Raw genomic sequence first — 14508 nt, 5'->3', positions numbered from 1 at the left:
GGATTGACCGCATCATGCGCGCACTGTTCCTTCAACCAGCATGCAACGTGTTGATTGAACGAGAAGATTCGTGGGGAAACCTCAGCTTCCGGCCCCTTATCCGAGGTTTCACAAGGCACGACCCCGAGGCCCTCGTTCGTTTGTGCTCTACGACCACGTCAATGATGGCAAGCTTTTTCGCTGCGCGCTGGAAGGTTTCAGTTTGCAGATGAATCTCGGGGCGCCTCATGTTGTCAATCAAACCTTGGTACTGCGTGACGACATCGCTCCGCTGATTGAGCGCTACTTCGATGAGCATCCGAATGCTGCGTCGCGACATCATCACGCAGGAGTAGATGCGGAGGCATTACGTTGGGCCTGCACGGAGGGCATGCGGTGTTCGGCGTAACCCCCGTAAGCTCCGTATGGTGGTGAGCCAACTTCGGCTCCTCCATTTAACGAAACAGCTGTAACAAGCCCCAACTCACCAACAGGGTGAAATAGCCACAGAGCCGCCAGAAGCTCGCTTCGAGTAGCGGCTCGTTGGTCATCTCTGAGGAAGGGCTGAAATGGTCTACAAAGAAATCGGGAAAGATCAGCAAGGTTGCCGCGAGCAGCGGCATAAGCAGGACATAAAAGACTCCACCGCCTCGACCCGCATACAAGCTGATATCGGAGGACGCAGCGACCCCCAGGCTAGGAACCCAGTGATGCATATGGCAACCCATCCACAGCCATATCAACACAACGACACCACCAATCACGCGATGAACCATGTGATTTCCAAATCCTCTCGTAAACCATGGTATAGATCTTACTTAGGAGAGATGCGTGCTCATACTCATAGGGTTCCGAATTCCTAAGTCATCACGGCGATCAATGAAAGGACATTGATAATGATATGCAAAAGCACTGCGGGCAGCAGAGAAGATGTTCGCTTTACCAAGTAACCAAGTACCAGACCAAGCACAATCAGATAGGGCAATCGCACCAAATCGAGGTGTATCACTGCAAATAGTAGTGCTTGGCCGATCAACGCACCCCAAGTCGGTAACCTCTCTAACAAGGCCGTAAACAGCATGCCTCGAAAGAACATCTCCTCGATAACTGGCGCCAAAATCCCTATACAAAGCACGATTAGTGCAGGCCCAAGAATGCCGATCTGACTGGCGACTTGTCTTAAGCTCCACACTTCCCACTGCAGTGGATCAATACCATCATTGCCTTGACTTAAATCGGCGCCAAAAAATCTGAGGCACCATTCCCAAAGGTTCAAGCTGACTGGCGCTACCAAAAAATGCAAAACAAGATAGGCCACAGCAACGATAACTAATACCGATGGGATCGAAAGACTGGGACGTCTAATCCCGATGGATTTCCACGTCACACCACCCGCCAATACAAGACCGAGCACCGCCAAGCCGAGGCCGACTTTAGAAAAGAAATCGTCTACATAAAAGTGCCAAAACGCTCCAACCCAGTCTTCGACAATTACGGGATCAGGGTGAATCCGCCACCCGATGTTCCAACCGAAAAATAAGATCGTTGCGGCCGCTGCTAGAAATTGACCGCCCAATAAGGCAGCTCCGAAGCGTTTCGCAGCGATGAGGGGGACACTATACTTGTCATTGAATCTATAGGTGAAGACAGACAGAGCGACAATAGCGAGCCCAAAGAACAACAGACGGTATGGCCACGGCCGCAGTATTTGTGCCAGAAGCGTCCACGATGACATGCCAGTCATACACTGGCCTGCAATGCAGAGAACCACAGACACAGCACCAACCGAAAGGCGCCATCAGTCGAATCTACAAGGGCTTCAGGCGGCAGGCTCATGGGCATTTTCCAAGCCGCTTCATCAAATAGGCCTTCCATGCTTCGGCAAAAGTGGGGTACTGCGACCAATTCATGTCCCCAAACAATTTTGGATAAATGTGTGTGCCGCCTTCGGGTGCCGTAAAGGCGTTGTAGTCCTGCTGCGCCAACGTTTGTATTCCCGAACTGATCGCCACCGCGCCTTGCCCGAGTGCGCCTCCGATATCCGAAACCGCTCCTGCACTGTCAGGAAGGACGGCTGCTCCTGCGAGATTCGTGGCGCCTTGAACAGCGTTCTCCTTCTGTTCCTTGCTAGTATCCTGCAAGCCAAAAGGATCGATGTTGCTGAGCGGATTATTGCCGACATAGGCATAGGTGTTGATTCCCCCTCCCAACCCGATCGGATCGCTCTCGACGTAGCGCCCGATGTAAGGATTGTAGTCCCGCGCACCGTTCTGCCACATCCCGCTCTCGAGGTCATGGTACTGGCCGGGAAACCCGAGATTGAAGGTGCGCCACACATTGGTCGTGACCTGATTTGTGAAGGGAAGGCCCTGCGCCTGCCACACGATGGCTTGACTGTTCGAGTTGGTCACCGCCATCGGCCGTCCCGTCTGATCGGCATGCACCGGATACTTCCCGCCATTGACAATCGCCGTCACCAGCCGCCCGTTCAACCACACGTAATCCATCCACGTCCCGCTCTGGTTCTCAGCCAGCAACGTCCCGCTTCGATCGGGCGCAAAATACGTGGTGACCCCCGACGCACTCATCTTGCGCAACCGCTGGCCTTCCGGACCGATCACATAGCTCGTCCCGTTCGCGTTGACCAGACGGTGGAACGGGTCGTACTGGTACACCGTGGTACCGTTGGCCGTCGTGATGGCGCCCTCGGCATCGTAGCCCCATGTGGTATTCCAAGTGCCCGACAGGGTGGCCAGACGGTTGCTCGTGGCTGCCATGGAATAAGTGGTCGTGTTGCCGTTGACCACCTGGTGGGTGCGGTTACCGGCGGCATCGTAGGTGTAACTCTCGTTGTCAGCGCCGGAGGTTTCCGTGGTGAGATGGCTCATCGCATCGTAGCCAATAGTCTCGGTCATCGAACCATCGAGTCCGTTGGTGATCTGTGTGATCCGGTCCGCGGCATCGTAAGTGAAAGCCAGATTCTGCACGCCAGGCACGTTGATGCTACCCAGCCGGCCATCGCTGTCGTAGACCAGTGTGTTGGTCAGCCCATTGCTGGAGGTCCACGACGCCATCGCCGTACCACCGGGCCGGTAGGTCACCGCACTGACCGCGCTGGCCGAGGTGCCACCCACCGTGACGGTGACGCCCGACACCGCCCCGTTGATGTAGCTGTACGCGGCGCTGTTGCCGTCGGGGTACACCACGCTCGCCACATGGCCCACGCTGTCGTAGCCGTAGCCCAACGCATAACTGGTGCCGCCGATCGAGAAGCCGCGACCCGTGATCCAGCCTTCCGGCGTGTAGGTGTACGACGTGGTGCTGTTGGCATCGCTCACACTGCATGGCCGGCCGATACCGTGCGTGCAGCTGTCATAGGCGGTGCTCTGCGTCAAGCCACCGGCACTGACGCTGGTGGGACGATTGAGCGTGTCATAGCCATAGATCGTCTGCACGCCATCGGCCCGCGTCATGCTATAGCGACGTCCGTAGGCGTCGTAGGCGAAGGTCGTGGTGCCGGTGTCCGGACTGGACTGGCTCCAGAGTTGCCCGAGACCGTCGTAAGCGTACGTGGTGACCAAGCCCCGGGGATCGGTGACCGTGATGACATGGCCGGCGAGGTCGTACGTGTACTTCGTGACGCCGGCGTTCGGGTCGGTCGACTGGGTCACACGATTCAGCGCATCGTATTGATACGTGATGGCATGACCGAGCGCATCGGTCACCGACACTACATTGTCGTTCTTGTCGTAGGCATACGTGAGGGTTTGCCCGTGCATGCCATGCTTCTGGTACATGCGACCCAGCCCGTCGTAGCTCGCCGTCGCCTCGACACCGATGTCGCCACCTCTCGCAACAATACGCGTGACGACATCGCCGTTGGCATCGTAAGAAAAGCTTTCGGTGGATGTGCCATCCTTGTCGTTGTGCGTGACGCTGGTGACCTGCATATAGGCATTGCGGGTGATGCCGGACACCGAATTGTCGGGAGCCGTTACGCCAGCGGGCAGCCCGAATCCGTCATAGGTGTAGGTCCACGTCGCCGCCACGCCGTTGGGATGCCGGACAATGCTGGCCACCCGGCCACGCGCATCGTAGGTGTAATTGGTCACATCACCGTTAGGGCCGCTGATCTGGCCGGGACGGCCCAGCAGACTGTAACTGCTATACGTCGTGGTATGCCCCAGCCCGTCGGCGACCGTGGCTAGATTGCCGAGAGTGTCGTACGTGTAAACGTCCGTGTTGCTTCCGTTCAACGAGGGGTGAGTCACAGAACGAGTTTTGAGCATGCCGTTGGCGTAATACGTATAGGCATAGGTGGTCGTCAGCGCCGGCTGCGTTCCGACCGTCGTTAGGTTCTTCAGCGTCTGCGCGGCCAGCCTGTTGTTGCTGTCGTAGGCGAAGTCGGTTTCGGATAGCCCCTCAATCTTGATCGACAGCGGCCGGTCCATGCCTGCCGTGGTATCCCACGTAAAATCCGTTATGCGCTGTGATGCCGTTCCTGCTGCCTCGGTCTTCTTCTGCAGCAAGCCAGTGGCCGCGTAGACGTACTGGGTGGTATTGCCGTTGTTGTCGGCGGAGGTCGCCAGGTTGCCGTTGGCGTCGTAGGTGTTCTGGGCAAACGAAGCGTCGCAATGCAAGGCAGCATTGCCCGTCCCCGTCACCGACAGCAACAACTGGCTGCCGTTGTACTGATACACCGCGATATGCCCCAGAGGATTGGTCACCGTCGCCGTCGGGCCTATGCCGTTGCCGCCGTAAACGATCGTGGTTTTCTGGGTGCCATCGGCCATGCTGGATAAGTTGGCGCGGCCGGCGCCGTCGTAGGTGGTGACGTCGTGGGCCACGCCGTTGTAGTCGACCTCGGCCAATTGAGCATACGAGCCGGTGGCAGAGTTGTCCGGCAGATATTTGTACGCCACGGTGGTGCTAGGCGAACCAGGGAGCGTTTCGGAGCTGACGACACCGAGGTGACTGACGGGGTTCGTGAAGGAATCCCATACCCCGACGGTCGACTGGTAGACATACACGCCACCGGCGGGATCAGTCACATTGATCTGCTTGGCCGACCCGTAGGTTCCACCCGATCCAGCGACCAAGGCGACCTTGAATGACGTTCCATTGGTGTGCGTAACGACAGTGGTGTTGCCGTCGGGATGGGTCAGCGTCCAGCCGATGCCCGAAGGGTCTTTGATCGAAAGCAGATTGCCCTGGCTGTCGAAGGTCAGCACCTGGGCGTCCTCGTCGCGCAAGGTGTAGGTGCTGTTGCCATTGTTCGTCAACGTGGCGGTACCCACGGGAGAAAAGGGCCCGGGATTCGGGGCTCCGTTCGTCGTCCCGAAGAAGGCCGTCGTGGATACGAAATTCAGACTGGATCCATCGGGTCGTGTAAAGGTCACTGGCCCGCAACGAATGGGACGATCCGGATTACCTCCCGTACTCTGGTAGTAACAGATGACATCCAGTTCGTAATCCAGATTGGTGGTCCACGTTCCCACGTTTGTCGTGCATGGAGCGTTGGATCCAGCGCAGGAAAAACGGGAGTTGTAATACCTTTCGAAGGTCAGACCCATTTCGCCGGGCTCGGCGAAATCGGTGACTTTTTCTATTTTGCTACCTGAACTGGTATCGATGGGGTCGGAGGCAGTGACTACGCTTGTTGTGGTTGTTTTATCGCAGGGCAATTTCGGGTTCTTGCTGTTGTTCTGGTTGACGGTACTTTGCGTGTTGACGGAGGTATGCGGAGAACCGCCGCCCCCGCCGCCAACGCCAACGGAACCATTTCCACCGCCGCCGCCATCGCCATCATCAATCCATGTCACATCGCACACGTAGCTTTGCTGATACCCAGGGGTGCCAGTAGTGCAAATCACCGGGTGGGCTACCATGACTGCCTTGGCCTGATGAGGCGAGGCGAGTAGCCCCAGAGCTAAAGCAAGGAACAAGAAAAAACGCGGCAAGGAACTCACTCGAACCTGTGGCCATAGCGTACTGGCTCTGAAGTCTCCTCCGTTGTCTTGCATCGCAGTCGAAGCCCGTGCGGCTGCCGACAGGCAGTTCCTTTGCCGATTCAACTTCATGTCTTTCCCCTATCCGGTATGACACCAAAGTCCCAGTTGTAGACTTGAGCTTCGATAACAGCAATGTCAACAAGCAAGTTGTTACGCTTTAATTCCTAAAAAAATAACGAACCCATTATGTCCATATAACCGAACACCATGAAGTTAGGCACAATGATTTTCCAAATGCCCGCCGGATCCTACGTACAACACGGGCGCGTGGCAGAATCCCCCCATGCAAACCTATCTAGTCGGCGGCGCGGTCCGCGACAAACTGTTGAACCGCCCGGTGGTCGACCGTGACCACGTGGTGGTCGGCGCGTTGCCGGAGGAACTGCTGGTGCTTGGCTACAAGCCGGTGGGCAAGGATTTCCCGGTGTTCCTGCATCCCGACACCGGCGAGGAGTACGCGCTGGCGCGCACCGAGCGCAAGAGCGGGCGCGGCTACCACGGCTTCGTGTTTCAGGCCGACCCGACGATCACGCTGGAGCAGGACCTGGCCCGGCGCGACCTCACCATCAATGCAATCGCCGAGGACGAGCACGGCGCATTGACCGACCCGTTCGGCGGCGTGCGCGACATCGAGGCGCGCGTGCTGCGCCACGTGTCGCCAGCGTTCGTGGAGGACCCGGTGCGAGTGCTGCGGGTGGCGCGCTTCGCCGCGCGCTTCGCGCCGCTGGGCTTCGCGGTGGCCGACGAGACGATGGCGCTGATGCGGCAGATGGTGGCCGACAGCGAGGTCGACCACCTGGTGCCGGAGCGCGTGTGGGCGGAAACGCGCAAGGCGCTGGGCGAGCCGCAGCCGTCCGCGTTCCTGCGCGTGCTGCGCGAGTGCGGCGCGTTGGCCGTGCTGTTTCCCGAGGTCGACGCGCTGTACGGTGTGCCGCAGCGCGCCGAGTTCCACCCGGAGATCGACACCGGCGTGCACGTGGAGCTGGTGCTGGACGCGGCGGCGCGGCTGGCGCCGGGCAACGACGTGGTGGGCTTCTGCGCACTGACCCACGATCTCGGCAAGGCGCTGACCCCGGCCGCCGAGCTGCCGCGCCACATCGGCCACGAGCATCGCGGCGTAGCGCCGCTGCTCGCGCTGGCCGCGCGGCTGAAGGTGCCGACCGAGCACGCGACGCTGGCCGCGCTGGTCTGCCGCGAGCATCTGAACGTGCACCGCGCGTTCGAGCTGAAGCCGGCCACCGTGCTGAAGCTGCTGGGCGCGCTGGATGCCCTGCGCCGGCCGGCGCGACTGGAGCTTTTCCTCGCCGCCTGCGAGGCGGACCAGCGCGGCCGGCTGGGCCGCGAGCACGACGCCTACCCGCAGGCGGACTACCTGCGCGCGGCACGCGCTGCCGCCGCGGCGGTCGAGTCCGCCGACTTCGTCGCCCGCGGCCTGGCCGGCCCGGCGATCGGCCAGGCGATGCAAACGGCGCGGATCCACGCCATCGCCAGTCTGAAAACTCAGCCTTCGCCAAGCGGATCCGCGGTATAAAGCCCGGATGACGACGCCCGCTGCGGGCACCCGTCGATCCCTTCCTGCTGGAGTTGCCCGTGTCGAGTGCGTTCACCCCGACCTCTCCCTTGCGTCAGCGTTTCCGCCCGCTGTGGTGGCTGGCGATCACCTACCTGGCGATCTCGTTCGCCACCCGCGTGGTGCTGCTGGTGATGTCCGGCAGCGAGGTGCCGCACACGGCGCTGAACCTGCTGTACGCGTTCGGCGTGGGGCTGGGCTACGACCTGGTCACCTGCATCTACGTGGCGTGGCCGCTGGTGCTGTTGCTGTGGATCGTGCCGACGCGCTCCGGGCGCATGCCGGGACTGTGGCGCTGGCTGTTGTCCGCCGCCGGCCTGGTGCTGGCCTGCGCGATCTGCCTGGGCGTGCTGCACCTGATGTACCACGCCACGCTCAAGACCACCTGGCCGGCGCTGCTGCCGTTCCTGTTCGTGCTGCCGTTGACCGCGTTCACCTACACCTCGCGCGCCGGCCAGTGGGTGCTGTACGGCTTCGCCCTGCTGCTGCTGTACGGACTGCTGTTCGTGGCGGCGTCCGAGCTGGTGTTCTGGAACGAGTTCAGCGTGCGCTTCAACTTCATCGCGGTGGACTACCTCGTCTACACCACCGAGGTGATCGGCAACATCCGCGAGTCCTATCCGATCGGCCGCTGGCTGACGCTGCTGGCGGCGCTGGCGCTGGTGTTGTTCGCGCTCGGCCGGCGCGCCCTGCGCGTGCGCGACGACGGCAGCCGCTTCTGGCAGCGCGGCAAGGTGGCGCTGCTGTGGCTGGTGTTGACGGTGGTTTCGGTCGCCGCGGTGAACGGCGGCATGAAGGACCGCACCGGCAACAACTACGTCAACGAGCTGGCCGGCAACGGCATCTACCAGTTCTTCAATGCGTTCCGCAGCAGCCACCTCGACTACGCGAAGTTCTACCGCACGCTGCCGGACGACGAGGCGTTCCGCCGCGTGCGCGAGATGCTGAAGACGCCCGAGGCGAGCTACGTCAGCGACGACCCGCGCGACCTCACCCGCGCGATCCGCCACGCCGGCCCGGAGAAGCGCCTCAACGTGGTGCTGATCAGCGTGGAGAGCCTGTCTGGCGACTATCTGGGCACGTTCGGCAACCAGGAAAAGATCACGCCGTACCTGGATGCGCTGGCCGGGCAAAGCCTGTTCTTCGACAATCTCTACGCGAACGGCACGCGCACCGTGCGCGGGCTGGAAGCACTGGCGCTGTCGGTGCCGCCCACGCCCGGCGATTCGCTGCTGAAGGAGCGCGGCAACGAGAACCTGTTCTCGCTGGCCAGCGTGTTCAACGACCGCGGCTACCAGTCGGACTTCGTCTACGGCGGCTACGGCGAGTTCGACAACATGAACTATTTCTTCAGCCACAACGGCTATCGCGCGGTCGACCGGCGCGACATCCCGAAGACCGCCACGATCCACCGCGAGAACGTATGGGGCGTCGCCGACGAGGACCTGTACACGCTGGCGATGGGCCAGATGGACCAGATCGCGGCCTCCGGCAAGCCGTTCTTCCTGCACATCATGACCACCTCCAACCACCGGCCGTTCACCTTCCCGGAAGGCCGCGTGAAGCAGGCCAACGGCACCCGCCAGGGCGCGGTGGCCTATACCGACTGGGCGATCGGCGACTTCATTCGGCGCGCGCGCGCGAAGCCGTACTTCGACGATACCGTGTTCGTGATCACCGCCGACCACTGCGCCTCCAGCGCAGGCAAGACCAGCGTGCCGGTGAACCGCTACCACGTGCCGCTGTGGATCTACGCGCCGAAGCACATCCAGCCGCGGCGGGTGGACCGCCTGATGGGCCAGGTCGACATCGCGCCGACCCTGCTCGGCCTGCTCAACTTCAGCTACCGCTCGCGCTTCTTCGGCTACGACCTGTTCCAGCTGGAACCCGGCCGTGAACGCGCGTTTCCGGCCACCTACGAGAAGCTCGGCTACCTGCACGAGGACGTGCTCACCGTGCTGGAACCCGGGCGCAAGCTGGAGCAGATGAAGCCGGACTATGCCAGCGGCGACGCCGTGCCGCTGGTGCCGCAGAACGAGGAGCAGATCGCACAGACGATCGCCTACTACCAGGTCGCCAGCGAGCTGTTCAAGCGCGGCCAGCTGCTGCGCCGGCCAACCGATGCGACGCCGGTGGAACCGCTGCCGGCAGCGCCCGGTTCGGTGCCTGCGTCCGCCGGCTCGACGGTGGCGCCGGCAGCGCCCGGCTCAGCCCCCGCGCCGGCGCACTGACCACGCTTCCACGCTCGCCAGCACGTTGGCGAGCGGTGTGCGCAGCAGCAGCAGCGCGATGACGATGCCGGCGCCATCGGCGAGCACGTCCAGCGCATCGGCGTCGCGCGGCGGGTCCAGCCACTGCGCGAACTCGATGAAGACGCCAAACGCCAGGCAGCCCAGCGTGGCCCAGCCGCGCGGGCGACGCGCGCGGTAGACATTGCCCCACCAGCCCATCAGGCAGGTGAAGGTGGTGGCGTGCAGCAGCTTGTCGCCGTACGGAAACGCCAGCGTGATGTCCGGATCCGGCGTCAGCGCCATCCACAGCGTCCACAGCATGATCGCGCCGCCCAGCGCGACCCAGGCGCGATGCCAGCGCAGCCGTGCGGACGTCTGGACGTCCATGGCGCCGGTCAGAGCCGCCCACCCTGGTCGGCGGCGAGCAGTTCGGCCGGCAGCGGCAGGGCATCGAGGCCACGCGCCAGCAGCATGGCCTGGAAGCGCTCGCCCATCTGCTCGGGCAGCATCAGCCGCTTCGCCTGCTGCGCCAGCCGGTAGCGGCCGTGCTCGTCGGCGATCGCCGCGTGCTCGCGCTCGAACACGTCCTGCAAGCCGGCACCGATCAGGAGCTGCGCCTGCGGCAGGTAGCCCACGACGCCGAAGCCGGCGCTGTTGCCGGCCTCGGCCAGCGCGGTGAAATCGACCGAGGCGGTGAGGTCGTTCAGCCCCGGCAGGTACAGCGGATCGGCGTGCGCATGGTGGCGGTAATGCGCCATCAGCGTACCGTCGTCACGCTCGGGCAGGTAGTACTCGCGGCGCACGTAGCCGTAGTCGATGAACAGCATCAGCCCGGCGGTGAGCGCACCAGCCACCGCCTGGATCCAGTACGGCAGCTGCGGCAGGATCTCCGAGCGGTAGCCATTGGCGAACTCGATGCCGAGGTCGCGCTCGACGTGGCGCACCGCACCGGTCACCAGCGCGTCGGCCGGGCGGTCGACGCGGATCAGCCGGCCTTCGCCGTCGAGCGCCACGTATTCCTCGTAGACCTCGCCCTGGCGTATCGCGAAGCGGGTGGCCGGCAGCGCGTCGATCACTTCGTTGGCGAACAGCACGCCACGCCAGTCCTGCTCGGGCGGGCGATCCAGCCATTGCACGCGGGCATGCAGATCGGCCGGCAGGTTCGCGGCAAGCCGCTCGCGCTGGCGTTCGCGCAAGTCGGCGCTGGGCTCCAGGATCAGGTATTGCCGCGGCAGCGTGCCGCCGGCCGCCAGCGCCTTCAGCGCCGCCTCGGCGAACGCGCCGCTGCCGCCGCCCAGTTCGAGGAAATCCGCCTCGTCGCCGAGCATCGCCAGCACCGGCTGCACCGCATTCACCACGCAGCCGGCGAACAGGTCACCCAGCTCCGGCGCGGTGACGAAGTCGCCGGCAGCGCCGAACTTGGTGCGCCCGGCGCTGTAGTAGCCCAGCCCCGGCGCGTACAGGCAGCGCTCCATGTACTGCGAGAACGGCATCGGCCCGTGCGAGGCGATCTGTTCGCGCAGCAGCTGCAGCAGACGGTCGGCATGGGCGCGTTCGTCGGCGCTCGGTTCGGGCAGGCGGGAGGGCATGGCGGTTGCCGGTCATGAAAACGCGGCAAGCATAACGGATGGACCGCAGCCCTCGTCTCCACCTGCAGGAGCGGGATCTAACGCCCGGGATGCATGGACGCAACTCGCCGCTCTTGCCGGTTCCATTCCCCATTCCCGTCCTTCAGAAATCCTTCTGCAGGCTCAGGTACACGCCGCGGCGCGGGCCGAACTGCGGCGCGCCGACGCCGATGCCGCTGCCGTCGCGCAGCTCGTAGGTGCGGTCCAGCACGTTGAGCACGGCCAGCTGGGTGTGCAGCTTGCCGAAGCGGTCGAAGGCGAAGTCGTGCGACAGGTTGAGGTTCAACTGGAAGTACGCCGGCAGCGAGGCGCCGTTCGGCACGTCGCCGTCCTTGCGCAGACCGCTGCCGAACAGATAGTCGGCGCCGACCCCGGTGCTGTCGTTCAACGCGTAATGGATTCCGCCGGACGAAGTGAGCTTCTGATCGTGGTCGAGGAAGATCCAGTGGTTGTTGACCCAGGCCAGGTCGTCCGGCGCGAAGTTGTACTGGCTGGTGACGATGCGCTTGCCGATGGCCTTGCCGAGCGATGCGTTGAACCAGGCGGACAGCGGCCCCTGCTCGTAGTTGGCGGTGAACTCCACGCCCTTCACCCGGCCCGCTTCGTAGTTGAAGGTGGAGTAGACCAGCGCGGAGCCGAACTGGCCTTCGTCCTGCAGGCGCCGCACCTTGCGGTAATAGGCGTCCACGCCGACGGTCCAGGCCGAACCGATGTTCTGCGAGATGCCGGCGTCGAAATAATCCGAGCGCTCGGCCAGCGGCGTGTTGTTGCCCATGTCCGACACGGCATTGGTGGTGCCGTCGAACTTGGCGATGTTCGAGCTGGCGATCATCTCGGTGGCCGGCGGAGTGAAGTAGCGCGAGTAGCCGGCGTGCACGGTGGTGCTGCCGGTGGCCTGCCAGACCAGGCCCAGGCGCGGGCTCAGCTGGCTCTCGCTGCGCACCAGCTGGTAACGGTCGCCGCGCAGGCCGTAGTTCAGCGTCCAGTCGTCGCCGATGCTCCATTCGTCCTGCACGTAGGCCGACCAGGTCTTCGCCACGAGGCGGCTGCCGTCGAGAATGTTGATCGGCGTGGTGCTGGTCTGGTTGCCGCCGGCGTCGGCGGGGAACACCCAGGCATTGTTGCCGCTGATGGCGCGCTCGAAGCTGCCGTAGATGCCGTAGCGCAGGGTATGGCGGTCGCCCAGCGGCGTGGCGAAATCGGCCTGCAGGGTGCTGGCGCGGTTGCTGCGGCTGACGGCGGAGGCGACGCCGTTGAACATCAGCTCGCCGATCCGGTCCGGGCTGTAGGCGAGACTGCTGTAGCGCTGGCCCACCGACACCTGGTAGTCGGTCGCGCCCAGCTTGCCCTGCAGCGCCAGCACGCCGAAGCGGGTGTTCTCGCGCTGGCGCCCATCGAGATCGGCGGAGTCGAAGCCCACCTGGCCGAGGTAGCCGAACTGCGGCTGCAGCCCCGGCTGGTTGGGGATCTGGAAGCGGTTGTTGGCCACCCCGAACAGGAAGCTCAGACGGGTGTCGTTGTCGATCAGGTAGCTGATGTCGCCGAAGCCCTTGGCCTGGTTGGTATGGTCGTGGATCGGCTTTTTGCCCGGCGTGGGGTTCTCGATGCCGGCGTCGTTCTCCAGGTAGTTGCCGGTGAGGAACCAGCTCCAGCGCTCGTTGCTGCCCCACACCGATGCGTTCGGGTTGAGCGTGCCGTTGCTGCCGCCGGTGATGCCCACGCTGCCGCCGTTGCCCAGCTCGCTGCCGCTCCTGGTGGTGATGTCGACCACGGCCGCAGTGCGCAGGCCGTACTGCGCCGGCAGCGCGCCGTCGAGCAGCTTGACGGTGCGGATGGTGCGCGCGTCGAGGCTCTGGCCGAAGCCGCCGATCGACTCGGGGATGATCACGCCGTTGATGCGGTACTGCAGGTTGGCGTGGTCGCCGCGCACGTGCACGCCGCCGTAGGAATCCTGCACCACGCCCGGCGCCTGCAGCAGCACCTGGTTCACCGGCGTGGAGGCGCCCAGCGGCAACTGCGCGATCGCCTTTTGGTCGATCACGTACTGGCTGGAGCCGGTATCCGGCGACAGCCCATTGCGCGCCTGGTCCAGCGCGGCCGAGACCGAGACCGCGCCCAGGTCCTGCACCTTGACCGGCTGCCTGTTGCGGTTGCCGCCGTCGGTCGGGTCGTCTGCGTTCGCGGCGGCGACGGGGGTGGCGGCACTGGTTGGCGGCGGCACGTCGGTGGCATGGACGGCGCTCGTGCCCAGGGCGATGGCGAGGCTCGCGGCGAGCAGGGAAGGCTTCATCGGCAGTTCCGGCAGAGGTAGACGATTGGTTTATTCGGTAATGTTATAACATTACTGAATAATTTCCCGCCCCGCCTGCGCCACAAGTCACGCCTGCCGGCGAATCGGTTGATCCCTGCTTCATGCGACACCCCTAGACTGGCAAGGGCACATGCCGCCAACAGCGACTCCCCCGGAACCACGCATGCCCCAGCGCAGCCAGCAGGTACCCGCCGTCATTGCGCCGGCTGAGCACGGCCGGATCGCCGAGGCGATCCTGGATTTCGTGAGCCAGGTGCCCGACAGCAGGGTCGGCAACAGCCAGGATCCCGCCGGCGAGGCACGCCGCCTGGCCAACCACGCGGCCCGGCGCGCCGCACTCGCCGCCGGCTCGCTGGCCTTGCCGCCGGGGCCGCTGGGCTGGCTGACCCTGCTGCCGGAGCTGATCGCGATCTGGAAGCTCCAGGCGCAGATGGTCAGCGACATTGCCGCCGCCTATGGCCACCACGCCACGCTGGGCCGCGAGCAGATGCTGTGGTGCCTGTTCCGCCACACCGCAGCGCAGGCGTTCCGCGACCTGGTGGTGCGCATGGGCGACCGGCTGGTGTTCCGGCGCATGTCCTACGCGGTGGTCGAGCGCGTGGCGAAGCAGATCGGCATCAAGCTGACGCGGCGCACGCTCGGCAAGGGCGTCTCGCGCTGGTTGCCGGTGGTCGGCGCGCTCGGCGTCGGTGCGTATGCGTACTACGACACCGGGCAGGTCGCCGCCACCGCGATCGCGTTGTTCGAAGGCGAGATCGCCCTCGAGGATGACAGCTGA

10 protein-coding genes are annotated in these 14508 nt (G+C 63.8%); 4 read left to right on the top strand and 6 right to left on the bottom strand.

What is annotated here, in order from left to right:
- Positions 1-142 precede the first annotated feature (142 nt).
- A complete protein-coding gene (locus R2APBS1_RS19970; protein WP_155950937.1) occupies positions 143-388 on the top strand; it encodes a hypothetical protein in 246 nt (81 codons plus the stop codon).
- A 46-nt stretch (positions 389-434) separates the two neighbouring features.
- Here R2APBS1_RS19970 and R2APBS1_RS01140 read toward each other — a convergent pair whose 3' ends face one another.
- The 3 genes from R2APBS1_RS01140 to R2APBS1_RS01130 form a co-directional block, all read right to left on the bottom strand.
- Positions 435-755, bottom strand: a complete 321-nt coding sequence (locus R2APBS1_RS01140) for a hypothetical protein (RefSeq protein ID WP_007508893.1) — start codon at positions 753-755, stop codon at positions 435-437.
- Between the two features lie 83 nt (positions 756-838).
- Positions 839-1714, bottom strand: coding sequence for a CPBP family intramembrane glutamic endopeptidase (locus tag R2APBS1_RS19470; RefSeq protein WP_157769689.1), 876 nt, complete (start codon positions 1712-1714; stop codon positions 839-841).
- A gap of 97 nt (positions 1715-1811) precedes the next feature.
- The gene (locus R2APBS1_RS01130) at positions 1812-5939 is read right to left on the bottom strand and encodes an RHS repeat-associated core domain-containing protein (RefSeq protein WP_236126985.1); all 4128 of its coding nucleotides are present in this window, start codon (positions 5937-5939) and stop codon (positions 1812-1814) included.
- 334 nt (positions 5940-6273) lie between these two features.
- On the opposite strand from R2APBS1_RS01130, the gene R2APBS1_RS01125 reads away from it, so the two are divergent.
- Together R2APBS1_RS01125 and R2APBS1_RS01120 are read left to right on the top strand one after the other, a co-directional pair.
- Positions 6274-7521 carry a multifunctional CCA addition/repair protein gene (locus R2APBS1_RS01125; protein ID WP_007508890.1) on the top strand — a complete coding sequence of 416 codons (1248 nt, stop codon included), beginning with the start codon at positions 6274-6276 and terminating at the stop codon, positions 7519-7521.
- A gap of 59 nt (positions 7522-7580) precedes the next feature.
- Positions 7581-9791 (top strand): LTA synthase family protein, encoded by a 2211-nt coding sequence (locus R2APBS1_RS01120; RefSeq protein ID WP_015446528.1) that lies wholly within the window; start codon positions 7581-7583, stop codon positions 9789-9791.
- Here R2APBS1_RS01120 and R2APBS1_RS01115 read toward each other — a convergent pair.
- The 3 genes from R2APBS1_RS01115 to R2APBS1_RS01105 all read right to left on the bottom strand — a co-directional run bounded on the left by R2APBS1_RS01115 (position 9768) and on the right by R2APBS1_RS01105 (position 13709).
- The gene (locus R2APBS1_RS01115; protein WP_007508886.1) at positions 9768-10178 is read right to left on the bottom strand and encodes a VanZ family protein; all 411 of its coding nucleotides are present in this window, start codon (positions 10176-10178) and stop codon (positions 9768-9770) included. The genes R2APBS1_RS01120 and R2APBS1_RS01115 overlap by 24 nt on opposite strands.
- 8 nt (positions 10179-10186) lie before the next feature.
- A complete protein-coding gene (locus tag R2APBS1_RS01110; RefSeq protein ID WP_015446527.1) occupies positions 10187-11380 on the bottom strand; it encodes a class I SAM-dependent methyltransferase in 1194 nt (397 codons plus the stop codon).
- A 142-nt stretch (positions 11381-11522) separates the two neighbouring features.
- Positions 11523-13709: a TonB-dependent receptor gene (locus tag R2APBS1_RS01105; RefSeq protein ID WP_015446526.1), complete on the bottom strand. Its 2187-nt coding sequence runs from the start codon at positions 13707-13709 to the stop codon at positions 11523-11525.
- Positions 13710-13893: 184 nt separating this feature from the next.
- On the opposite strand from R2APBS1_RS01105, the gene R2APBS1_RS01100 reads away from it, so the two are divergent.
- Positions 13894-14508 carry a hypothetical protein gene (locus R2APBS1_RS01100; protein WP_015446525.1) on the top strand — a complete coding sequence of 205 codons (615 nt, stop codon included), beginning with the start codon at positions 13894-13896 and terminating at the stop codon, positions 14506-14508.

This window comes from Rhodanobacter denitrificans, from assembly GCF_000230695.2.
Classification (GTDB): Bacteria; Pseudomonadota; Gammaproteobacteria; order Xanthomonadales; family Rhodanobacteraceae; genus Rhodanobacter; species Rhodanobacter denitrificans.
This window is presented reverse-complemented; position numbering and strand designations above follow the sequence as displayed.